This is a genomic window from Azohydromonas caseinilytica, from assembly GCF_012927045.1.
In the GTDB taxonomy this organism is placed as follows: domain Bacteria; phylum Pseudomonadota; class Gammaproteobacteria; order Burkholderiales; family Burkholderiaceae_C; genus Azohydromonas; species Azohydromonas caseinilytica.
This window is the reverse complement of sequence record NZ_JABBFW010000019.1, coordinates 1-21,687: the sequence shown is the minus strand read 5'-3', so window position 1 is coordinate 21,687 and position 21,687 is coordinate 1. Positions and strand designations below refer to the sequence as shown.

Below are 21,687 nucleotides of genomic sequence, written 5' to 3'. Positions count from 1 at the left end.
AGCCGATGCCCGGGCCGGCGCCGCAGACGCCGTGGCAACGCCCGCCGAGCCCGTCCACCTGGGCCTGGCCGTCGAGCATGTCACCCGGTACCGCTACGGCTCGGCGGTGGAGCTGGCACACCACGTGGCGTGGCTGCGCCCGCGCGAGGAACCCTGGCAACAGCTGCGGGACTTCGAGCTGCGCATCGAGCCGCCGCCGGACCACGCGCGCGAGGCGCCGGACCGGCACGGCAACCCGCGGCTGCTGTTCAGCCTGGCGCGCCCGCATGACGCGCTGGAGGTGCGTGCGCGCAGCCGGGTGCGGCTGCATTCGCGCGCCACGGCGCTGCAACCCGGGGCCTCGCTGCCCTGGGAGGCGGTGGGGCAGCGGCTGCGCTACCGCGCCGGCTGGCGCTGGGAGCCGGCGGTGGAGTTCTGCGCCTGGTCGCCGTTCGTGCCGCGGCTGCCGGCCCTGCGCGAGCTCGCGGCGCCCAGCTTCACGCGCGGGCGTCCGCTGGCCGAGGCCGCCATCGAGCTGATGCAGCGCATCCACGACGGCTTCGAGTACCGCAGCGCCAGCACCCAGATCGACACCCCGCTGGCCGAGGTGCTGGCCCAGCGCCGCGGCGTGTGCCAGGACTTCGCGCACGTGCTGGTGGGCGCGCTGCGCGCCATGGGGCTGGCCGCGCGCTACGTCAGCGGCTACCTGCTGACGCGCCCGCCCGAAGGGCGCCCGGCGCTGGTGGGCGCCGACGCCTCGCACGCCTGGGCCGCGGTGTGGTGCCCCGGCGCCTACGCCGACGAGGGTGTCAACGGCGCCTGGCTGGAGCTGGACCCGACCAACCGCATCGTCCCGGACATCGAGCACCTGCGCGTCGCGGTGGGGCGCGATTTCGGCGACGTCACGCCGCTGCGCGGCGTCATCCGCGGCGGCGGCACGCACGCGCTGGATGTGCGCGTGCACACCGTGCGCTGGGGCCGGGAAGGGGACGAGGGCGCCGCCGACACGGCCTGATACATGGCACGTCGCGTGCCGCGGCAGCGGTGTGCGGGGCCTTGGGTGACGCCATGGCACACAAGTTGCGAAAGCCGTGCAGGAAGGAGCTTCAACGATGAGACCCAGCTTCGACGAGATGCGTCCGCACCCAGACGCCGTCCGCGAGCACTACCGCCGCTTCGCCCAGTGGCTGCAGCGCCAGCCGCGCGAGCTCATGGATGCCCGGCGCCAGGAAGCGGAGATGATCTTCCGCCGCGTCGGCATCACCTTCGCCGTCTACGGCGCGCAGGACGATGGCGCCGGCACCGAGCGGCTGATCCCCTTCGATCTCATCCCGCGCGTGATCCCGCGCGCCGAGTGGAAGCGCATGGCGCAGGGCCTGCGCCAGCGCGTCACGGCGCTCAACCGCTTCATCGCCGACGTCTACGGCGCGCAGGAGATCCTCAAGGCCGGGATCATTCCGGCCGAGCAGGTGCTGAACAACGCGCAGTACCGGCCCGAGATGGCGGGCGTGAGGCTGCCGCACGACCTCTACGCGCACATCGCCGGCATCGACCTGGTGCGCGCCGCCAACCCCGACGGCTCGGGCACCAACTACGTGCTGGAGGACAACCTGCGCGTGCCCAGCGGCGTGAGCTACATGCTGGAGAACCGCAAGATGATGATGCGGCTCTTCCCCGAGCTCTTCGCCACCGAGCGCGTCGCGCCCGTGGCGCATTACCCCGACCTGCTGCTCGACACGCTGCGCTCCGTGGCCCCGGCCGGCGTGGAGGAGCCCACCGTCGTGGTGCTCACGCCCGGCATGTACAACTCGGCCTACTTCGAGCACGCCTTCCTGGCGCAGCAGATGGGCGTGGAGCTGGTGCAGGGCTCGGACCTGTTCGTGCAGGACGGCAGCGTGCACATGCGCACCACGCAGGGCCCCCGCCGCGTGGACGTGATCTACCGCCGCATCGACGACGACTTCCTCGACCCGCTGGCCTTCCGCCCCGACAGCGCGCTGGGCTGCGCCGGGCTGATGCAGGCCTACCGCGAGGGGCGCGTGACGCTGTGCAACGCCGTGGGCACGGGCATCGCCGACGACAAGTCCATCTATCCCTACGTGCCCCGGATGATCGAGTTCTACCTGGGCGAGAAGCCGATCCTGGAGAACGTGCCGACCTGGCAGTGCCGCGAGGCCGAGTCGCTGAAGTACGTGCTGGCGCACCTCAATGAGCTGGTGGTCAAGGAGGTGCACGGCGCCGGCGGCTACGGGATGCTGGTGGGCCCGGGCGCGAGCAAGGCCGAGATCGAGGCCTTCCGCGACAAGCTCGTCGCCCACCCGCAGCACTACATCGCCCAGCCCACGCTGAGCCTGTCCACCTGCCCGACCTACGTGGAGTCGGGCATCGCGCCTCGCCACATCGACCTGCGCCCCTTCGTGCTCAGCGGCGCGGGCGGCGTGCAGATGGTGCCCGGCGGCCTCACGCGCGTGGCGCTCAAGGAGGGCTCGCTGGTCGTCAACTCCTCGCAGGGCGGCGGCACCAAGGACACCTGGGTGCTCGAGGAATAAGAAGGAAAGGACGCAACGTCATGCTGTCGAGGACCGCGGACCATCTGTTCTGGATGGCCCGCTACATGGAGCGCGCCGAGAACACGGCGCGCATGCTGGACGTCAACCTGCAGACCTCGCTGCTGCCGCAGTCGGCCGACCGCGCCGAGGCCGGCTGGCGCGGGCTGCTGGGCATCTCGGAGCTGGAGGAGAACTTCAGGCGCAAGTACGGCGAGGTCAATGCCCAGAGCGTCATGAACTTCATGGTGCGCGACGAGAGCAACTTCTCCAGCATCCTGTGCTGCCTGCGCGCGGCGCGCGAGAACGCGCGCGCGGTGCGCGGCGCGCTCACGACCGAGGTGTGGGAGACGCAGAACCAGACCTGGCTGGGCTTCGTCAAGCAGATGCACAGCGGCGCCTTCGAGCGCGACCCGGCCGCCTTCTTCGACTGGGTCAAGTACCGCTCGCACCTGAGCCGCGGCGTGCGCACCGGCACCATGCTGGAAGACGAGGCGATGTACTTCCTGCGCCTGGGCACCTTCCTGGAGCGCGCCGACAACACCGCGCGGCTGCTCGACGCCAAGCTGCACGCCCTGGGCGGCGCCTTCACGCTGCCGCACAACGGCAACGGCCACAACGGCCACAACGGGCAGAGCCAGAGCCAGGTTCAGGTCCAGGGTGATCAGGCCGAGGCGCAGGAGGTGGACTTCTACTACTGGTCCGCGGTGCTGCGCTCGGTGTCGGCCTTCGAGATCTACCGCAAGGTCTATCGCAACGTGATCCGGCCGGACAAGGTGGCGGAGCTGCTGATCCTGCGCCCGGACATGCCGCGCTCGCTGCTGGCCTGCCTCAACGGGATCATGGAGCAGCTGCAGCTGGTGGCCAACGAGCACAGCGCCGAGACGATGCGCCTGGCCGGCAAGCTGCAGGCGCAGCTGCGCTGGGGAACCATCGAGGAAATCATGGAAGAGGGCCTGCACGACTACCTGGTCGAGTTCCTGCGCTGCGTGGGCGACCTGGGCGTGGGCATCAGCCGCGATTTTCTCGTGCCGATGGAGGGCTGAGCCCGCCGCCACGGGGCCCGCGCCCCGGGCTCCCGGTGCTCGCCGTGGGCATTCCCGGCACAGGGGGCCGGTGCCCTCAGCGCTCGGCCGCCACCGCCTGGCCCAGCTCGATCACGGCCAGCGCGTAGTAGCTGGACCAGTTGTAGCGGGTCACGGCATAGAAGTTCTGCGTGCCCGCGACGTAGCTCGGCGCCGCGTCGCCGTTGAACAGCTCCACCAGCGCCAGCGGCCCGGGCAGCTCGCGCGCGGCGCGCTCCAGCGCGGCGCCATGCTCGGCGAACTGCGCCGGCGTGAAGGTGGGCAGGATGTCCGGCGCCAGCAGCGTGGCGCGCCCGACGCGGTCCTCGGGCGGCGCCACCGAGAAATGCGTGGGCAGCCCGGGCTGCCAGCCATGGCTGTGCAGGTAGTGCGCCACGCTGCCGATGGCGTCGGCCGTGCTGTTGATCAGGTCGATGTGGCCGTCGCCGTCGAAGTCCACCGCGTAGCGGTTGATGCTGCCGGGCATGAACTGCGGCAGCCCGATGGCGCCGGCGTAGGAGCCGCGCACCTCGGCCGGGTCCAGCCCCTCGCGCTGGCTCCACACCAGCAGCTGCGCCAGCTCGTCGCGGAAGAAGCCGCTGCGGTCGCTGCGCCCGCTGGGGAAGTCGAAGGAGAGGGTGGCCAGCGCATCGAGCACGCGGAATGAGCCCATGTTGCGGCCGTAGTAGGTCTCCACGCCGATGATCCCCACCACCAGCGAGGCCGGCACGCCCCAGCGCGCTTCAGCCTGCGCCAGCCAGCGCTCGTTCTCGGCCCAGAACTCGCGCCCAGCGGCGATGCGCCGCGGCTCGACGAAGCGGGCGCGGTAGGCGGCCCAGTTCTTCGCCGTGGCCACGGGCGGCGGCATGATCAATCTCGCCACGCTGGGGAGGTAACGCGCCTGCGCCAGCTGCTGCTGCACCCAGGCCTCGTCCAGCTCGTACTTGCCGGCGATCTCCGCGCCGATGCGCATCACGTCCTCGCGCCGGCCGTAGGTGACGATGTCCGGGTCGCTGTCGTTGCGCACTGTGCGCGGGGCGGCCGCCACACGCGTCTTCGGCGTCTTCGCCGTTTTCGCCGCGGCGGCCTGGGCCTTGGGCTCGGCCTGCGGCGCGGCGCAGGCGGACAGGAGGAGGGAACTGCTCAGCAGCGCCGCCGCGGCAAGGGCGGCGCACAGGGGGGTACGGCAAGGCATCGGGCGATTATGGCGAGCGCACCGGCGCCTCCCGGCCCGGCGGCGTCCCTGCGGCCAACGCGGTGGGCGCCGGCGCGCAGGAAGTCCCGACCCGGGCGGCGGCGCCGGCCACCGCGCGCTCGAAGCAGCGCAGCCAGCGGCGCAGCGCGCGCGCGTCGGCCGCCGCGCCCGGCGCGTAGCGCAGTGTCTCCAGCGCCAGCAGCTCGGCCTCGACCTGCGCGCCCTCCGCGCCCAGGCGCTGCCGCACCCGGGCCGCGAGCGCGCGCGGCGTCTCGTGCGGCGCCTTGTCGATGCCCAGCCGCGCCAGCGCGCGCGCCAGCCGCAGCTGCAGCCGCTGCCACGGGTCGCGCGGACGCCGCAGGCCGCGCGCGGCCACGACGGCACCGATCACGCCCACCAGCGCCAGCAGCCCCCCCAGCAGCCGCAGCAGCGTGCGCGTGCTCGGCGCCTCGATGCCCAGGCGGCGCAGCAGCTGGAACTGGTCGGCCCGCGAGTAGCGCAGCAGCGCGCCGTTCCAGGCGCCATTGAAACCGTCCCAGGCGCCGCGCCACTGCCGCAGCAGTGCCGGGCTCCAGTGCTGCAGCGCCTGCGACAGCAGGTCGCCATCCTCCAGCAGCGCGCCGCGCTGCACGCGCTCGGGCGCCACGGCCGCGGTGGGGTCCACGCGCTGCCAGCCGCGGCCGGCGATCCAGACCTCGGCCCAGGCATGGGCGTGGCGGTGGCGCACGGTCCACCAGCCGTCCTGCGGGAAGGGGTCGGCGCCCTGGAAGCCCGTGACCACCCGCGCCGGGATGTCCAGCGCGCGCATCACCACCACGAAGGCGGCGGCGAAGTGCTCGCAGAAGCCCTCGCGGCGGTCGATCCAGAACGCGTCCACCGCATGCGGCCCCGGCGCGCCGCCGGCCGGCGCCAGCGTGTAGCTGAAGCGGCCCAGGCGGATGTGGCCCAGCACCGCCGTCACCAGGGCGGCGGCGTCGGCCTGGGGCAGGCGCCGGCGCAGGTCCGCCGCCCATTGCAGCGTGCGCGGATTGAAGCCCGCGGGCAGCGCCACGTCCTCGCGCAGCGCGGGCGTGGGCTCCAGCGGGCCGAGTTGGTAGTCGGGCCAGGCCTGGGCCTGCAGCGTCAGCGGCCCCGACAGCGGACGGTGCAGCAGCCAGTCGCCCTGGGCGCCGAGCTGTGCCGGCAGCTGCGAGGTGTCCAGCAGCGGCGTGAGCTCCAGCAGCGGCAGCAGCGGCAGGGGTGAGGGCTCCAGGCGCATCTCGTAGCGCAGCCCCGGGCCGTCCACCTGCAGCGGCACGGGCGGCTCGCTGGAGGGGCGCGGCGTCCAGGTGCGCCCGTCGAAGGCGGAGAGCACCGGGCCGCGCCAGTACAGCGACTGCAGCGGCGGCACCGGCCCGTCGAAGCGCACGCGGAAGGCGACGCGGTCGTCCTGGCCCAGCGCCGCCATGCCGCCCAGGGTCAGCGTGCCCGACAGCCCGGTGCGCGCCAGCGCCGGTGCCGGCGCGCTCCACAGCGGCCCCAGGCGCGGGAACAGCAGGAACAGCAGCAGCGCCAGCGGCGCCCCGCGCAGCACCGCGCCGGCGGCCACGCCTGCGGCCTCGCGCAGCGGCGGGTAGCCCAGCGGCCGGTGCGCCAGCACCAGCACCGTCAGCAGCCCCCAGGCCGACAGCGCCATGGCCAGCGCCAGCCCCGGCGTCTGCGCGTACAGGAAGTGCGTCAGCACCAGGAAGAAGCCCAGGAAGAACACCACCAGCGCATCGCGCCGCGCGTGCAGCTCCAGCGTCTTGAGCGCCATCAGCACCGCCAGCAGCGTCACGCCCGCGTCGCGGCCCAGCAGCGTGCCGTGGCTCCAGGCGGTGAGCGTCACCGCCAGCGCCAGCAGCGCCCAGCGCAGCGGCCGCGGCGGCAGTGGCCGGCGCCACCAGGCCAGGCCCGCGCGCCACAGCAGCGTCACTGCCACCAGCACCCCGCACCAGCCCGGCAGGTGCGCGGCATGCGGCAGCAGCGTCCAGGCGATGACGATGAGCAGGAACAGCAGGTCGCGCGTGGAGCGCGGCAGCGTGGGGGCGCCGCGCAGGGGGTCCGGGAAGGAGCGGGAGGACACGATCCGTGCTCAGTCCGCCGAGGCGCCGCAGCGAGGCTGACGCGCGGCCCCCGCACCAGGATCGAGTGACCCATCCCACAGCGCCAGCGCCTGCAGCAGCCGCTGCCGGTGCGCCGCGCCCAGTCCGGCCGGGATGGGCTGCCCGGGCAGCTCCAGCGCGCAGGGCACCTCGGCGCGCGACGCGGCCAGCACCCAGGCGGCCAGGCGCGACAGCCGCGCCTCCGTGTCGCCGCCGCCCGCGTCCTGCCAGCGCAGCCACAGCGGCGCGGGCCGCCCGGCCTGGCGCTCGCGGCTGACCAGCTCGCCGTGGTGCGCGCTCTTCTTCCACAGCAGCTCGTGCGGCGCGTCGCCGCGGCGGTAGGCACGCACGCCGGCGAAGTCGCCGTCCTCGCGCGCGGGCCGCGTGCCGGCGCAGGGGCGCGGCTCCGGGCGCGGCAGCGGCGGCGCCGGCTGCTCCGGCGCCGGCCAGGCCAGCGGCAGCGTCGCCGGGCGCCACAGCGTCCAGGCGCGGAACAGGCCGAAGGGATAGCTCGTCTGCACGCGCAGCGTGGGCAGCTCGTGGCGGCCACGCGCCGGCGGCGTCCAGTGCAGCTCCACCAGCGCCTGGCCCTGCGCCGGCACGTCCACCCAGGCCGGGCGCGCGCGCGGCTCGTCCCACACCAGCGCGATGCCGTGGCGCGCCGGGCCGGGGTTGAGGCATTCCACCTGCAGCGCCATCGGCTGCCCGGCAAAGCCCGGCACCGGCTCGCGCAGCTGCAGCTCCAGCCCGCGCAGCGTGCGGTGCGTCTGCAGCATGGAGGCGAAGGCCGCGCCCGCCAGCGCGAAGCACATCAGGTAGCCCAGCGCCAGCTGCAGGTTGATGGCCGCCAGCAGCATCAGCGCCAGCGTGCCGCCGAACAGCCAGCCGGCGCCCGTGGGCACGATGTAGAGGCAGCGCTGCTCGATGCTCCAGCGCGCGCTGCGCGGGTGGCGTTTCAGCAGCCAGCGCCGCAGCAGCCGGCGCAGCCGCCCGCGCCGAGGGCTGGCGGACTGCGCCGTGCCCCGTTCGCCCTGGGCTTGTCGAAGGGCCGGCGCTGACCCGGGGGCTTCGACGGGCTCAGCCCGGGCGGACGTGGTGGTGTGCGGCACGTCCATGCGCTGAGGCTCAGGGCAGGGCGACGGCCTCGACCAGGGCCCGCACCTGCGCGGCGCGGCCGCGGCCGCTGTCGCCGGGCACTTGCAGCCGGTGGGCCAGCACCGGCACGGCCATGGCCTGCAGGTCGTCGGGCGCCACGTAGTCGCGGCCCTGCAGCAGGGCGCGGGCACGGGCGGCGCGCAGCCAGGCGATGCCCGCGCGCGGGCTCAGGCCCTGGGCGAACCAGCGCCCGTCGCGCGTGGCGGCGATCAGCGCCTGCAGGTAGTCCAGCAGCGCGTCCGAGGCATGCACGCCCAGTACCGACTGCTGCGCCGCCAGCAGCGCTTCCGGGCCCATCACCGGCTCCAGCCGCGCGATGGCGCCGCGGCGGTCCTCGCCGGCCAGCAGCGCGCGCTCGCTGGCGCGGTCCGGGTAGCCCAGCGTGATGCACATCAGGAAGCGGTCGAGCTGGCTCTCGGGCAGGGCGAAGGTGCCGAGCTGGTCGCTGGGGTTCTGCGTGGCGATGACGAAGAAGGGCGAGGGCAGCGCCCGCGTCTGGCCCTCGATGCTGACCTGCTGCTCCTCCATCGCCTCCAGCAGCGCGCTCTGCGTGCGCGGGCCGGCGCGGTTGATCTCGTCGGCCAGCAGCACTTGCGTGAACACCGGCCCGGGATGGAACACGAAGGCCTCGCGGCTGCGCTCGTACACGCCCACGCCCAGCAGGTCGCTGGGCAGCAGGTCGGCCGTGAACTGCACGCGCGCGAAGCGCAGGCCCAGCGACACCGCCAGCGCGTGCGCCAGCGTGGTCTTGCCCACGCCGGGCAGGTCTTCGATCAGCAGGTGGCCGCCGGCGAGCAGGCAGGCCACGCAGTCCTCGACCTGCGCGCGCTTGCCCACCACCACGCCGTCGATCTGCGCCACAAGCCTTTGAAGGAGTTCTCCGGATCGCGCATTCATGGGGGCACCTTAAATCACAATGGTCCCTGCCATGACGACCGCCTACTACAGCCACCCCGCGTGCCGCGCTCACGACATGGGCGCCGGCCATCCGGAATGTCCGCAGCGGCTCGATGCCATTGCCGACCACCTGCGCGCCACCGGCCTGGACATCGCGCTGGACTGGCGCGAGGCGCCACCGGCCCCCATCGAAGCCCTGGAGCGCGCGCACAGCGCCAACTACGTGCTGCAGATGCGGGACCTGCTGCAGCGCCTGCGCGACGAGGGCGAGCGCAAGGCGCTCGACCCCGACACCTACGCCGGCCCCGCCACCTGGGACGCCGCGCTGCGCGCCGCCGGCGCCGCGCTGACGGCCACCGACGCCGTCATCGACGGCGAGCTGCGCAACGCCTTCTGCGCCGTGCGCCCGCCCGGGCACCACGCCACGCGCGACCAGGCCATGGGTTTCTGCTTCTTCAACAACGTGGCGGTGGCGGCGCGCCACGCGCTGGACGTGCGCGGGCTGCAGCGCGTGGCCATCGTCGACTTCGACGTGCACCACGGCAACGGCACCGAGGACATCGTCGCCGGCGACGAGCGCGTGCTGATGGTGAGCTTCTTCCAGCACCCGCTGTATCCGGGCAGCGGCGCCGTGCCGCTGGGCACCAACATGGTCAACATCCCGGTGCCGCCCTACACGCGCGGGCCCGAGGTGCGCAGCCTCATCGAGGCGATGTGGATGCAGCGGCTGGAGGACTTCCGGCCGCAGATGGTCTTCTTCTCCGCCGGCTTCGACGCGCACCGCGACGACGACCTGGGCCAGCTCGGCCTGGTCGAGGCGGACTACACCTGGATCACCAAGCGCATCAAGGAAGTGGCCGACCGCCATGCGCAGGGCCGCATCGTGTCCTGCCTGGAAGGCGGCTACGACCTCGGCGCCCTGGCGCGCAGCGTGGCGGCGCACCTGCGGGTGCTGGCCGAGGTGGATCACTGAGGCGGCCGCGGCGCGCGTCACCGGCATGACGCCCGGTGGAACGCGCGCCCGGGCCGGTTGTGTGGCCGCCGCGCGGCGGCCGGCGGCATGGCCGGCCGCCCTGACATGAACGACAAGGGGAAGAATGAATCCGACTGACCTGCAGCGGCTGCTGTCGTCGCTGACGCAGCGCGGGCTGCTCATCGAGCTGGGCACGCTGGCGGCGTGCCTGGGCGCGGCCTGGCTGATCACGTGGCTGCTGCGCCGGCGCAGCGCCAGCGCGCAGAGCGTCTGGCTCGGCGACCACATCGTGGACGGCGTGCTGTTTCCGTTGCTGGCGCTGGCGGGCGTGTTCGCGGCGCGCTGGGGCTTGCAGGCCGGCATGGTGCTGCCGCGGCCGGCGCTGCTGCAGCTGGCGGTGCCGATCCTGGCCTCGCTGCTGATCATCCGGCTGGGCGTGCGGGTGCTGGAGGTGGCCTTTCCGAAGTCGCAGCTGGTGCGGGTGGCGGAGCGCACGCTGTCGTGGGTGGTGTGGATCGGCCTGGTGCTGTGGCTCACCGGCGCGCTGCCGCTGCTGCTGGGCGAGATGGAGCAGATCCACTGGAAGGTGGGCGGCGGCAACGTCACGCTGCGCAGCCTGGTCGAGGGCAGTCTCTCGGCGGTGCTGGTGCTGGTGCTGATGCTGTGGCTGTCCGCGGCCATCGAGACGCGGCTGCTCTCCGGCGCCGGCGAGCCCGGTTTCGGCGGCAACCTGTCGCTGCGCAAGATCGCCGCCAACGCCACGCGCGCGCTGCTGCTGCTGGTGGGCCTGCTGCTGGCGCTGTCGGCGGCGGGCATCCCGCTGGGGGCGCTGTCGGTGTTCGGCGGCGCTTTAGGCGTGGGCATCGGCTTCGGCCTGCAGAAGCTCGCCTCCAACTACGTCTCGGGCTTCGTGATCCTGGCCGAGCGCAGCTTGCGCATCGGCGACGTGGTGAAGGTGGACAACTTCGAGGGCCGCATCACCGACATCAACACCCGCTTCACCGTGGTGCGCGCGCTCAACGGGCGCGAGTCGATCGTGCCCAACGAGCTGCTGATCACGCAGCGGGTGGAGAACCTCACACTGTCCGACCCGCGCGTGGTGCTGACCAGCACGGTGCAGGTGCCCTACGGCACCGACATCGACTGGCTCATTCCGCGCCTGGTCGAGGTGGTGCGCGAGGTGCCGCGGGTGCTGGCCGACCCGGCGCCGGCGGTGCTGCTGTCGAGCTTCGCCGCCGACGGCCTGGAGCTGACGGTGTCGTACTGGATCGGCGACCCGGAAAACGGCCTGGGCGGCGCGCGCAGCGACGTCAACCGCGCGCTGCTGCGCGAGCTCGACCGGCAGCACATCGGCATCCCGTTCCCGCAGCGCGTGGTGCAGGTGCAGGCCGCGCCGGGCGCGGAGGCCGCGGCGCAGCTGCTGCAGGGCACGCCGCCCGCACCGGCCTTGCAGCCGCCGCAGGCCACGCCAGCCGCCCAGCCGCCGTCCTCACCGGTGCCGGCCACCGCACCGCAGCCGCCCGGCGTGCCTTCCTGAGGCGTTGCGGACAGGCACAAAAAAACGGCGCCCGCGGGCGCCGTTTTCATGCAATGGCTGAAAGCCTGGTCAGGCCACGGCCACCGGGATCTTGCCGATCTTGGCCTGCCATTCGGCGGGGCCGGTCTGGTGCACGCTGGTGCCGTTGGCATCGACGGCCACCGTCACGGGCATGTCCTTGACCTCGAACTCGTAGATCGCTTCCATGCCCAGGTCGGCGAAGCCCACCACCTTGGCCGACTTGATGGCCTTGGACACCAGGTAGGCGGCGCCGCCCACGGCCATCAGGTAGGCGCTCTTGTGCTTGCGGATGGCCTCGATGGCGACGGGGCCGCGCTCGGCCTTGCCGATCATCGAGATCAGGCCGGTGTTGGCCAGCATCATCTCGGTGAACTTGTCCATGCGCGTGGCCGTGGTCGGGCCGGCCGGGCCCACCACCTCGTCGCGCACCGGATCGACCGGGCCGACGTAGTAGATGACGCGGTTGGTGAAGTCCACGGGCAGTTGCTCGCCCTTGGCCAGCATGTCCTGGATGCGCTTGTGCGCGGCGTCGCGCCCGGTGAGCATCTTGCCGTTGAGCAGCAGCGTGTCGCCGGGCTTCCAGCTCGCCACCTCTTCCTTGGTCAGCGTGTCGAGGTTGACCTGCTTGCTCTTGTTGTAGTCGGGCGCCCAGGCCACGTCGGGCCACAGGTCCAGGCTCGGCGGCTCCAGGTAGGCCGCGCCCGTGCCGTCGAGCACGAAGTGCGCGTGGCGCGTGGCGGCGCAGTTGGGGATCATCGCCACGGGCTTGGAAGCGGCGTGCGTGGGGTAGGTCTTGATCTTGATGTCCAGCACCGTGGTCAGGCCGCCCAGGCCCTGCGCGCCGATGCCCAGCGCATTGACCTTCTCGTACAGCTCCAGGCGCAGCTCCTCGAGCTTGTTCTGCGGGCCGCGCTGCTGGAGCTCGTACATGTCGATGTCTTCCATCAGCGCTTCCTTGGCCAGCAGCATGGCCTTCTCGGCGGTGCCGCCGACGCCGATGCCCAGCATGCCCGGCGGGCACCAGCCCGCGCCCATCTGCGGCACGGTCTTGAGCACCCAGTCCACCAGGTTGTCGCTGGGGTTCATCATCACGAACTTGGTCTTGTTCTCGCTGCCGCCGCCCTTGGCGGCGACGATGACGTCGACCGTGTTGCCCGGCACCACGCTCATGTGGATCACCGCGGGCGTGTTGTCCTTGGTGTTCTTGCGGGCAAAGATGGGGTCGTCCAGCACCGAGGCGCGCAGCACGTTGTCCGGGTCGAGGTAGCCGCGGCGCACGCCCTCGTTGACGGCATCCTCGATGGAGCCGGTGAAGCCTTCGAGCTTCACGTCCATGCCGATCTTGAGGAACACGTTGACGATGCCGGTGTCCTGGCAGATCGGGCGGTGCCCTTCGGCCGACATCTTGGAGTTGGTCAGGATCTGCGCGATGGCGTCCTTGGCCGCCGGGCTTTGCTCGCGCTCGTAGGCGCGGGCCAGGTGGGCGATGTAATCGGCGGGGTGGTAGTACGAGATGTACTGCAAAGCGCCAGCAACGCTTTCGATCAGATCGCTCTGCTTGATGATCGTGGTCATGGGGGCACCGGGGAGGGTGTTGAGGCAAACCCGTCAAGTTTAACGGCCGACCTGAGGGCAGCCTGACGCCCTGGCATTGCGCTCGCCATGGCGCGGACCACCGCAGGCATCACGCCGTGATGCCGCGCCCGGAACTCAATGCTTGCCGTTGCTCAGCAGCCGGTCGGTGGCGGCGATGGCCATGGCCGACAGCAGGAAGGCGACGTGGATCACCGTTTGCCACATCAAGACCTTCTCGCTGTAGTTCTCGGCGTTGATGAAGGTCTTGAGCAGATGGATGGAGCTGATGCCGATGATCGCGGTGGCCAGCTTGACCTTGAGCACCGAGGCGTTGACGTGGCTGAGCCACTCGGGCTGGTCGGGATGGCCTTCGAGGTTCATGCGCGAGACGAAGGTCTCGTAACCCCCGACGATGACCATGATCAGCAGGTTGGAGATCATGACCACGTCGATCAGGCCCAGCACGACCAGCATGATGACCGTCTCGTTGAGCTTGGGCTCCCAGTCCGGGCCGGCCTTGTAGCCGATGCTGTTGACCAGCGACTGCAGCGCCTGCGTGTCGCCCAGCGCGGCCTGCACGAGGTGCATGAGCTCGACCCAGAAATGGAACACGTACACGCCTTGCGCCAGGATCAGCCCCAGGTACAGCGGCAGCTGCAGCCAGCGGCTGGCGAAGATCATGTTGGGCAGCGGGCGCATGCGCACCTGGGTCGGGTCCTGAAGCGAGGCCATGGCAAAGAAGGGGGGTTGAAAGGCGCCGCATTCTAGGGTTCTCCCTTGCTGCGCTGCAGCAAGGAGTAAGCCCTTCGTCAGCCGTCTTGGACACAGTGGATTCGTTCGCCCGCGGCAGTTTTCACGGGCACCGCTACTCGCAATCCAGAGGAATGCAGGAGACAGATTCATGAGTGAAGTCGATAGCAAGCTGTACGCGCCCGCCCCCGAGGTGGTCCAGAACGCTCACGTGTCGGGCATGGAGGCTTACCAGGCCCTGGTGGCCGAAGCCGAAGCCGACTACGAGGGCTACTGGGGTCGCCTGGCGCGCGAGTTCGTGAGCTGGCAGCAGCCGTTCACGCAGGTGCTCGACAGCTCCAACGCGCCGTTCTTCAAGTGGTTTGCCGACGGCAAGCTCAACGCCTCCTACAACTGCCTGGACCGCAACGTCGAGGCCGGCAAGGGCGACAAGACCGCCATCATCTTCGAGGCCGACGGCGGCGAAGTCACCAAGGTGACCTACAAGGAACTGCTGGAGCGCACCTGCCGCCTGGCCAATGCGCTCAAGGCGCAGGGCGTGAAGAAGGGTGACCGCGTCGTCATCTACATCGCCATGTCCATCGACGGCGTGGCCGCCATGCAGGCTTGCGCGCGCATCGGCGCGACGCACTCGGTGGTGTTCGGCGGCTTCTCGGCCCAGTCGCTGCGCGACCGCATCGAGGACACCGGCGCCAAGCTGATCATCACCGCCGACCACCAGGTGCGCGGCGGCAAGCAACTGCCCCTGAAGGCCATCGTGGACGAGGCCCTGGCGCTGGGCGGCTGCGAGAAGATCGAGAAGGTGCTGGTGGTCAAGCGCAGCGGCGCGGACGTGGCCATGACCGCGGGCCGCGACGTCTGGATGGACGACGCCCTGGCCGGCCAGGATTCGTTCTGCGAGCCCGAGTGGGTCGAGGCCGAGCACCCGCTGTTCCTGCTCTACACCTCCGGCTCCACCGGCAAGCCCAAGGGCGTGCAGCACTCCACCGGCGGCTACCTGCTGCACGCGGCGCTGACCACCAAGTGGACCTTCGACCTCAAAGACAACGACGTCTTCTGGTGCACGGCCGACATCGGCTGGGTCACGGGCCACACCTACATCACCTACGGCCCGCTGGCGCTGGGCGCCACCGAGATCGTGTTCGAAGGCGTGCCCACCTACCCGGACGCCGGCCGCTTCTGGAAGATGATCCAGGACCACAAGGTCACCGTCTTCTACACGGCGCCCACGGCCATCCGCTCGCTGATCAAGGCCGCGGAAAGCAACGAGGCCGTGCATCCCAAGAGCTACGACCTGTCCTCGCTGCGCATCCTGGGCTCGGTGGGCGAGCCCATCAACCCGGCCGCCTGGGAGTGGTACCACCAGCACGTGGGCGGCGGCCGCTGCCCGATCGTGGACACCTTCTGGCAGACCGAGACCGGTGGCCACATGATCACGCCGCTGCCGGGCGCCACGCCGCTGGTGCCGGGCTCGTGCACGCTGCCTTTCCCCGGCATCCAGGCCGCGGTGGTGGACGAGACGGGCAAGGAAGTGCCCTGGGGCCAGGGCGGCATCCTGGTGGTCAAGAAGCCCTGGCCGTCAATGATCCGCACCATCTGGGGCGACCCCGAGCGCTTCAAGAAGAGCTACTACCCCGAGGACTTCAAGGGCCAGCTCTACCTGGCCGGCGACGGCGCGATCCGCGACGCCAAGACGGGCTACTTCACCATCACCGGCCGCATCGACGACGTGCTGAACGTGTCGGGCCACCGCATGGGCACGATGGAGATCGAGTCGGCGCTGGTGAGCTGCACCGAGCTGGTGGCCGAGGCCGCCGTGGTGGGCCGTCCCGACGAGACCACCGGCGAGGCCATCTGCGCCTTCGTGGTGCTCAAGCGTCCCCGTCCCTCGGGTGACGAGGCCAAGGCCATCGCCAAGCAGCTGCGCGACCACATCGCCAGGGAGATCGGCCCCATCGCCAAGCCCAAGGACATCCGCTTCGGCGACAACCTGCCCAAGACCCGCAGCGGCAAGATCATGCGCCGCCTGCTGCGCTCGGTGGCCAAGAACGAGGCCGTCACGCAGGACACCTCCACGCTGGAGAATCCGGCCATCCTGGAGCAGCTCGGCCAGGCCTACTGAGCTGGCTCAGGACCAGTGAAAATGCCCCGCAGCGCGGGGCATTTTTCATGGCGCCCTTGTGCGGCGCGGGAGCCGCGCAGACGAAAAAAAGCCCTGCGGGGCAGGGCTTCGTGGTCAATGGGGAGCCGGATTACTTCTGGCTCAGGACCCACTTGGCCAGCTGCTTGGCCTCGTCGGCCGAGACCTGCGGGTTGGCCGGCATCGGGACCGGGCCCCACACGCCAGCGCCGCCCTTCTGGATCTTCTCGGCCAGCTTGGCTTCGGCGGTCTTGTCGCCAGCGTACTTGGCCGCCACGTCCTTGTAGGCGGGGCCAACCAGCTTCTTGTCGACGGCGTGGCAGGCCAGGCAGTTCTTCTTCTGGGCCAGCTCCTGGTTGGCGAAAGCCGGGGCAGAGACGGCCGCGGCGGCGGCAACGATCACGGGAAGCAGAAACTTCATGATTTCCTTTCGGGCTGCGGAATTCGATCAGCGGTTGGCAAAAGTGCGCTGCGGGCGCAGAGTCTGCAACGCAATTTTAGGAGTTTCGGTTGACCTGACCCTGACGCAGCGCTCACGGGCTCAATCGAACTTGTCCAGCACCGCGCCCGACGAGGCGCTGCAGGCGTTGCGAGCGAACTTGGCCAGCACGCCCCGGGTGTAGCGCGGCACGGGCTGCTTCCACTGGGCGCGGCGGCGGGCCAGCTCCTCGTCGCCGACATGCAGCTGCAGCAGCAGCTGGTGCGCGTCGATGGTGATGGCATCGCCCTCCTGCACCAGCGCGATGTTGCCGCCTTCGTAGGCCTCGGGCGCGACGTGGCCCACGACCATGCCCCAGGTGCCGCCGGAGAAGCGCCCGTCGGTGATCAGGCCCACGCTCTCGCCCAGTCCCTGGCCGATGAGGGCGCCGGTGGGTGCGAGCATCTCCGGCATGCCGGGGCCGCCCTTGGGGCCCAGGTAGCGCAGCACCATCACGTCGCCCGCCTTGATCTGGCCGGCCATGATCGCCGCCAGCGCCGACTGCTCGTCATCGAACACGCGCGCCGGGCCGGTGATCACCGGGTTCTTCAGGCCCGTGATCTTGGCCACGCAGCCTTCGGGCGAGAGGTTGCCCTTGAGGATGGCCAGGTGGCCCTGCGCGTAGATCGGGTTCGAGACCGGCTGGATCACGTCCTGATCGGGCGAAAGGTCGGGCACGTCGGCCAGGTTCTCCGCCACGGTCTTGCCGGTGATGGTCATGCAGTGGCCGTGCAGCAGGCCGGCCTCGAGCAGTTCCTTCATCACCGCCGGGATGCCGCCGGCACGGTGCAGGTCCACCGCCAGGTACTGGCCCGAAGGTTTCAGATTGCACAGCACCGGCACCTTCTTGCGCATGCGTTCGAAGTCGTCGATGGTCCACTCCACGCCCGCGGCATGCGCGATGGCCAGGAAGTGCAGCACCGCGTTGGTGGAACCCCCGGTGGCCATGATCACCGCCACGGCGTTCTCGATGGACTCGCGCGTGACGATGTCGCGCGGCTTGAGGTCCTTCTTCACCGCCTCGACCAGCACCGCGGCGGCGCGGCGCGTGCTCTCCACCTTCTCCTCGTGCACGTTGGCTTCGGTGGAGGAGTAGGGCAGGCTCATGCCCAGGGCCTCGAAAGCCGAGCTCATGGTGTTGGCGGTGTACATGCCGCCGCAGGAGCCGCTGCCGGGAATGGCGCGCTTCTCGATCTCGCAGAAGTCCTCTTCCGACATCTTGCCGGCGCTGAACTGGCCCACGGCCTCGAAGACGCTGACGATGTTGAGGTCCTGACCCTTGTAGCGGCCCGGCAGGATGGTGCCGCCATAGACGTAGATGGACGGCACGTTGGCGCGCAGCATGCCCATCATGCCGCCGGGCATGTTCTTGTCGCAGCCGCCGATGACCAGTACGCCGTCCATCCACTGGCCGCCCACGCAGGTCTCGACGCAATCGCTGATGACCTCGCGCGACACCAGCGAGTACTTCATGCCCTCGGTGCCCATGGCCATGCCGTCACTGATGGTGGGCGTGCCGAAGACCTGCGGGTTGGCGCCGGCGGCCCTGAGGCCTTCCACCGCGGCATCGGCCAGGCGCTGCAGCCCGGAGTTGCAGGGCGTGATGGTGGAGTGACCGTTGGCCACGCCGATCATCGGCTTGCCGAAATCGCTCTCGGTGTAGCCCATGGCGTAGTACATGGACCGGTTCGGGGCGCGCGCCACGCCCTCGGTGATGTTCCTGGAACGGCGGTTGTCGCTCATGGGGTACTCCTGCGGTGGATGGCGCCGGCCGGGCCTGCGGGCGCGGGCAACGCCGGCGGGCGGCAGTATGGCGCCGCTGAAAAATTCGAGTCCAATATATTTGTCAGCTGCAATTGATTCATGGAGCGGATCAATGATCGAGCTGCGGCCCTTGCGGCAATTCGTCGCGGTGGCGGAGGAACTGCACTTCGGACGCGCCGCACAGCGGCTGCACATGACCCAGCCGCCGTTGACCCAGGCCGTGCAGGCGCTGGAGCGCACGCTGCAAGTGCAGCTGCTGCAGCGCACGCGGCGCTCGGTGGCGCTCACGCCCGCGGGCCAAGCCTTGCTGGAGCAAGCCCGGCGCCTGTTGCGCGAGGCCGAAGCGCTGCCCGAGGCGGTGCGCGCGGCCGCGGCAGGGCTGTCGGGGCGGTTGCGGCTGGCTTTCGTTTCCAGCATTGCTTACGGGCCGCTGCCGGGTTGGCTGCGCAGCTTCCGTGAACACCATCCCGACGTGGAGCTGCAATTGCGCGAAGCGACCATGGATGTGCAGCTTGAGGCGCTGGCTGCGGGTGACATTGATGCGGGCTTCGTGCTGCATGCGCCGGCGGCAGTGCCTGCGGCGCTGCACGCGCTGTCGGTGCTGAGCGAGTCGCTGGTGCTGGCTTTGCCCGCGGATCATCCGGGAGCCGGGCCCGAGCCCTTGCGCTTCGAGGACGTGTCGGCTGAACCGTTGCTGATCTTTCCGCGGGCCGTGGCGCCGTCGCTGTTCGACGCGGTGCTGGCCCGCTACCACGTCGCCGGCTGCGCGCCGCGCATCGTGCAGGAGGCGATTCAGCTGCAGACCATCGTCAGCCTGGTGTCGGCCGGCATGGGCGTGGCCTGGGTGCCGGCATCGATGACGCAACTGCAGCGTCCGGGCGTGGTCTACCGGCAGATTGCGCGTGACGCGCCGATGGCGCATACCAGCCTGCTGTGGCAGGAGGACGGACCCGTGGTGCAGCGCTTCGTCCGCCACGTACAGGCGCAACTGAACGTGCAGCGACAATCCGCTGCCCTGGAAGGAGGAGTCCGCTGATGCTCGTGCATCCCCAGTTCGACCCCATCGCGCTTTCTCTCGGACCGCTGCAGGTGCATTGGTACGGTCTGACCTACATGGCGGCCTTTGGCCTGTTCTTGCTGCTGGCCATGCGACGCGTGCGCCAGCCCTGGTTCACGCAGGCCGGCTGGACCCGGCGGGACGTGGAAGACCTGCTGTTCTTTGGCGTGCTGGGTGTGGTCGTCGGCGGGCGGCTGGGCTATGCGCTGTTCTACAAGCCGGGCTACTACGCCAGCCACCCGCTGGAGGTATTCATGGTGTGGCGAGGCGGCATGTCCTTCCACGGCGGCCTGCTCGGTGTGCTGGCGGCGATGGCGCTGTATGCGCATCGGCGCCGACGGCACTTTCTGGAAGTGACGGACCTGATCGCGCCCTGCATACCCATCGGGCTGGCCTGTGGACGCATCGGCAACTTCATCAACGGTGAGCTGTGGGGGCGGGCGGCCGATCCGTCGCTGCCCTGGGCCATGGTGTTCCCGCAGTCCGGCTCGGCGTTGCCGCGCCATCCCTCGCAGCTCTACCAATTCGCGCTGGAAGGCGTGCTGCTGTTCGTGCTGCTGTGGCTGTATGCGCGCAAGCCGCATCCCTTGGGCCGCGTATCGGGCGCGTTCCTGGTCGGCTATGGCGTCTTGCGCTTCGTGGCCGAGTACTTCCGTGAGCCCGACAGCTTCCTGGGCCTGCTGGCGCTCAACATGAGCATGGGTCAATGGCTGTGCCTGCCGATGATTGGCGCCGGTGTGCTGTTGTGGACAACTGCATCGCGCCGTGCGGGCTAGCATCGCGGCCATGCGACAGATCTTTCTGGACACCGAGACCACCGGCCTGAGCCCCGAGAACGGCGACCGCATCGTCGAAATCGGCTGCGTCGAGATGGTTGGGCGGCGCCTGAGCGGCCGCAACAAGCACTTCTATTTGAACCCCGAGCGCAAGAACCACGAAGAGGCGGTGCGCATCCACGGCTTGACGGACGAATTCCTGGCCAACAAGCCCGTGTTTGCTGCCGTGGCGGACGAGCTGATGGAGTTCCTGGCGGATGCCGAGATCATCATCCACAACGCCGCGTTTGACGTGGGCTTTCTGAACGACGAATTGCGCCGGCTGGGTCGTCCTCCGCTGGGCCAGCATGTGACGCAGATCACCGACAGCCTGCTGATGGCGCGGGAACTCTATCCGGGCAAGGCCAACTCGCTGGATGCGCTGTGCCGGCGTCTGGAGGTCGACAACACCAGCCGTACATTCCACGGCGCCTTGCTGGACGCGGGGTTGCTGGCTGAGGTCTACATCCGCATGACGCGCGGACAGAACGCGTTGGTCATGGAAGAGGAAGAGGAAACTGTGGTGGTGGAGGAAGAGATCCCAGCCATCGACCTCACACAGTTCACTTTGCCAGTGCTGAGTGCCACTGAGTCCGAATGCTTGGCACATGAGGCTCTTTTGGCCGAGCTGGAAAAATCCAGTGGGGGACTTGCGCATTGGAAAAAAATCATGCCATAATGGCGGTCTTCCGGGATAGGAAGGAAACGCAAATCCCGGGCGGTTAGCTCAGCGGTAGAGCACTGCCTTCACACGGCAGGGGTCGCAGGTTCGAACCCTGCACCGCCCACCAGGCCAGCGGCAGCATCCATTGTTGCTTTTGACTTGAAAGTGTTTGTGTTACTAAAAATTCGCCGCGAGGTGTTGACATTAAATTTAAAGCGATGTCATAATTTGCGGCCACGCTGAGCGGGTTGAGTTGATCGAGCGGTGCGGTTGGTGTGCTGCTTGTGTGGCAGCCATCATTGATGGTTGCTGTTGAACTAACCAGCTTAGTTAGTGATTCGAAATTCCGAGTGCTTGACAAGGTTTTTTGAATGTGTCAGAATTTCAAGCTTCGCTGAACAAAACTGCGAAGCGCTGCAACAGCGGCAAGCTCTTTAAAAACATACAGCCGATAAGCGTGGGCGTTCGGGCCCGGGTACGGAAGGTGTCTCACACAAGAGGGTGGAGTCTTTGGGCTCTGTCCTGAGATGCTGGACTTGTTTTGGTGTCTCGAACGCTCGACAGTGAAGTTGAAGAGTTTCTTCGATTTCCTTTGAGCAGTAATATTCAAGATCGAACTGAAGAGTTTGATCCTGGCTCAGATTGAACGCTGGCGGCATGCCTTACACATGCAAGTCGAACGGTAACGGGCCTTCGGGTGCCGACGAGTGGCGAACGGGTGAGTAATGCATCGGAACGTGCCCAGTGGTGGGGGATAGCCCGGCGAAAGCCGGATTAATACCGCATACGACCTGTGGGTGAAAGCGGGGGACCGTAAGGCCTCGCGCCATTGGAGCGGCCGATGTCAGATTAGGTTGTTGGTGGGGTAAAGGCCTACCAAGCCGACGATCTGTAGCTGGTCTGAGAGGACGACCAGCCACACTGGGACTGAGACACGGCCCAGACTCCTACGGG

17 protein-coding genes, 1 tRNA gene and 1 rRNA gene are annotated in these 21,687 nt (G+C 69.7%); 11 read left to right on the top strand and 8 right to left on the bottom strand.

Features of this window, described 5'->3' with window-relative positions; translation table 11 throughout:
• The first annotated feature begins 31 nt into the window (after positions 1 to 31).
• From HHL10_RS21270 to HHL10_RS21260, 3 genes are all read left to right on the top strand, one after another.
• Entirely contained in the window at positions 32 to 994 is a 963-nt protein-coding gene (locus HHL10_RS21270) for a transglutaminase family protein (protein ID WP_310734646.1), read from the top strand.
• Between the two features lie 97 nt (positions 995 to 1,091).
• Entirely contained in the window at positions 1,092 to 2,528 is a 1,437-nt protein-coding gene (locus tag HHL10_RS21265; protein WP_169162408.1) for a circularly permuted type 2 ATP-grasp protein, read from the top strand.
• A 20-nt stretch (positions 2,529 to 2,548) separates the two neighbouring features.
• Positions 2,549 to 3,571, top strand: a complete 1,023-nt coding sequence (locus HHL10_RS21260) for an alpha-E domain-containing protein (protein WP_169162407.1) — start codon at positions 2,549 to 2,551, stop codon at positions 3,569 to 3,571.
• Between the two features lie 76 nt (positions 3,572 to 3,647).
• Here HHL10_RS21260 and mltB read toward each other — a convergent pair whose 3' ends face one another.
• Genes mltB through HHL10_RS21240 form a run of 4 tightly spaced genes read right to left on the bottom strand, consistent with a single transcriptional unit; the run spans position 3,648 to position 8,959 of the window.
• Positions 3,648 to 4,784: a lytic murein transglycosylase B gene (gene mltB, locus HHL10_RS21255; protein WP_169162406.1), complete on the bottom strand. Its 1,137-nt coding sequence runs from the start codon at positions 4,782 to 4,784 to the stop codon at positions 3,648 to 3,650.
• Positions 4,785 to 4,791: 7 nt separating this feature from the next.
• The gene (locus HHL10_RS21250) at positions 4,792 to 6,888 is read right to left on the bottom strand and encodes a transglutaminase TgpA family protein (protein WP_169162405.1); all 2,097 of its coding nucleotides are present in this window, start codon (positions 6,886 to 6,888) and stop codon (positions 4,792 to 4,794) included.
• 9 nt (positions 6,889 to 6,897) lie between these two features.
• The gene (locus HHL10_RS21245; protein ID WP_169162404.1) at positions 6,898 to 8,022 is read right to left on the bottom strand and encodes a DUF58 domain-containing protein; all 1,125 of its coding nucleotides are present in this window, start codon (positions 8,020 to 8,022) and stop codon (positions 6,898 to 6,900) included.
• A gap of 10 nt (positions 8,023 to 8,032) precedes the next feature.
• Positions 8,033 to 8,959, bottom strand: a complete 927-nt coding sequence (locus HHL10_RS21240; RefSeq protein ID WP_169162403.1) for an AAA family ATPase — start codon at positions 8,957 to 8,959, stop codon at positions 8,033 to 8,035.
• A 31-nt stretch (positions 8,960 to 8,990) separates the two neighbouring features.
• Here HHL10_RS21240 and HHL10_RS21235 point away from each other — a divergent pair, with 31 nt between their 5' ends.
• Entirely contained in the window at positions 8,991 to 9,932 is a 942-nt protein-coding gene (locus tag HHL10_RS21235) for a histone deacetylase family protein (RefSeq protein WP_169162402.1), read from the top strand.
• 124 nt (positions 9,933 to 10,056) lie between these two features.
• The gene (locus HHL10_RS21230) at positions 10,057 to 11,469 is read left to right on the top strand and encodes a mechanosensitive ion channel family protein (RefSeq protein WP_169162401.1); all 1,413 of its coding nucleotides are present in this window, start codon (positions 10,057 to 10,059) and stop codon (positions 11,467 to 11,469) included.
• Positions 11,470 to 11,538: 69 nt separating this feature from the next.
• Here HHL10_RS21230 and HHL10_RS21225 read toward each other — a convergent pair whose 3' ends face one another.
• Both HHL10_RS21225 and HHL10_RS21220 read right to left on the bottom strand, forming a co-directional pair.
• Positions 11,539 to 13,065, bottom strand: a complete 1,527-nt coding sequence (locus HHL10_RS21225) for a fumarate hydratase (protein ID WP_169162400.1) — start codon at positions 13,063 to 13,065, stop codon at positions 11,539 to 11,541.
• 135 nt (positions 13,066 to 13,200) lie between these two features.
• Positions 13,201 to 13,797, bottom strand: coding sequence for a TIGR00645 family protein (locus tag HHL10_RS21220; RefSeq protein ID WP_169162399.1), 597 nt, complete (start codon positions 13,795 to 13,797; stop codon positions 13,201 to 13,203).
• Between the two features lie 169 nt (positions 13,798 to 13,966).
• Here HHL10_RS21220 and acs point away from each other — a divergent pair, with 169 nt between their 5' ends.
• The gene (gene acs, locus HHL10_RS21215; protein WP_169162398.1) at positions 13,967 to 15,937 is read left to right on the top strand and encodes an acetate--CoA ligase; all 1,971 of its coding nucleotides are present in this window, start codon (positions 13,967 to 13,969) and stop codon (positions 15,935 to 15,937) included.
• A gap of 130 nt (positions 15,938 to 16,067) precedes the next feature.
• Here the strand turns inward: acs and HHL10_RS21210 are convergent, their stop codons facing one another.
• Together HHL10_RS21210 and ilvD are read right to left on the bottom strand one after the other, a co-directional pair.
• The gene (locus tag HHL10_RS21210) at positions 16,068 to 16,376 is read right to left on the bottom strand and encodes a c-type cytochrome (protein ID WP_169162397.1); all 309 of its coding nucleotides are present in this window, start codon (positions 16,374 to 16,376) and stop codon (positions 16,068 to 16,070) included.
• Between the two features lie 120 nt (positions 16,377 to 16,496).
• Entirely contained in the window at positions 16,497 to 18,176 is a 1,680-nt protein-coding gene (gene ilvD, locus HHL10_RS21205; protein ID WP_169162396.1) for a dihydroxy-acid dehydratase, read from the bottom strand.
• A gap of 133 nt (positions 18,177 to 18,309) precedes the next feature.
• Between ilvD and HHL10_RS21200 the strand changes: the two genes are divergently transcribed.
• The 5 genes from HHL10_RS21200 to HHL10_RS21180 form a co-directional block, all read left to right on the top strand.
• Positions 18,310 to 19,233, top strand: a complete 924-nt coding sequence (locus tag HHL10_RS21200; protein ID WP_169162395.1) for a LysR family transcriptional regulator — start codon at positions 18,310 to 18,312, stop codon at positions 19,231 to 19,233.
• Entirely contained in the window at positions 19,233 to 20,030 is a 798-nt protein-coding gene (gene lgt, locus HHL10_RS21195; protein WP_169162394.1) for a prolipoprotein diacylglyceryl transferase, read from the top strand. Before HHL10_RS21200 ends, lgt begins: the two co-directional genes overlap by 1 nt.
• A gap of 10 nt (positions 20,031 to 20,040) precedes the next feature.
• Positions 20,041 to 20,748, top strand: coding sequence for a DNA polymerase III subunit epsilon (gene dnaQ / locus HHL10_RS21190; protein ID WP_169162393.1), 708 nt, complete (start codon positions 20,041 to 20,043; stop codon positions 20,746 to 20,748).
• Between the two features lie 37 nt (positions 20,749 to 20,785).
• Positions 20,786 to 20,860, top strand: a tRNA-Val gene (locus tag HHL10_RS21185).
• 487 nt (positions 20,861 to 21,347) lie between these two features.
• Positions 21,348 to 21,687 (top strand): 16S ribosomal RNA (locus tag HHL10_RS21180); the annotation flags it as partial.

Bases quoted from the DNA above. Each gene is read 5' to 3' on its own strand.
- HHL10_RS21235 (WP_169162402.1), top strand. From the start codon at position 8,991: ATGACGACCGCCTACTACAGCCACCCCGCGTGCCGCGCTCACGACATG.
- HHL10_RS21240 (WP_169162403.1), bottom strand. From the start codon at position 8,959: ATGAATGCGCGATCCGGAGAACTCCTTCAAAGGCTTGTGGCGCAGATC.
- HHL10_RS21260 (WP_169162407.1), top strand. From the start codon at position 2,549: ATGCTGTCGAGGACCGCGGACCATCTGTTCTGGATGGCCCGCTACATG.
- HHL10_RS21245 (WP_169162404.1), bottom strand. From the start codon at position 8,022: ATGGACGTGCCGCACACCACCACGTCCGCCCGGGCTGAGCCCGTCGAA.
- mltB (WP_169162406.1), bottom strand. From the start codon at position 4,784: ATGCCTTGCCGTACCCCCCTGTGCGCCGCCCTTGCCGCGGCGGCGCTG.
- acs (WP_169162398.1), top strand. From the start codon at position 13,967: ATGAGTGAAGTCGATAGCAAGCTGTACGCGCCCGCCCCCGAGGTGGTC.
- HHL10_RS21200 (WP_169162395.1), top strand. From the start codon at position 18,310: ATGATCGAGCTGCGGCCCTTGCGGCAATTCGTCGCGGTGGCGGAGGAA.
- ilvD (WP_169162396.1), bottom strand. From the start codon at position 18,176: ATGAGCGACAACCGCCGTTCCAGGAACATCACCGAGGGCGTGGCGCGC.
- HHL10_RS21225 (WP_169162400.1), bottom strand. From the start codon at position 13,065: ATGACCACGATCATCAAGCAGAGCGATCTGATCGAAAGCGTTGCTGGC.
- lgt (WP_169162394.1), top strand. From the start codon at position 19,233: ATGCTCGTGCATCCCCAGTTCGACCCCATCGCGCTTTCTCTCGGACCG.
- HHL10_RS21210 (WP_169162397.1), bottom strand. From the start codon at position 16,376: ATGAAGTTTCTGCTTCCCGTGATCGTTGCCGCCGCCGCGGCCGTCTCT.
- HHL10_RS21220 (WP_169162399.1), bottom strand. From the start codon at position 13,797: ATGGCCTCGCTTCAGGACCCGACCCAGGTGCGCATGCGCCCGCTGCCC.
- HHL10_RS21230 (WP_169162401.1), top strand. From the start codon at position 10,057: ATGAATCCGACTGACCTGCAGCGGCTGCTGTCGTCGCTGACGCAGCGC.
- HHL10_RS21265 (WP_169162408.1), top strand. From the start codon at position 1,092: ATGAGACCCAGCTTCGACGAGATGCGTCCGCACCCAGACGCCGTCCGC.
- dnaQ (WP_169162393.1), top strand. From the start codon at position 20,041: ATGCGACAGATCTTTCTGGACACCGAGACCACCGGCCTGAGCCCCGAG.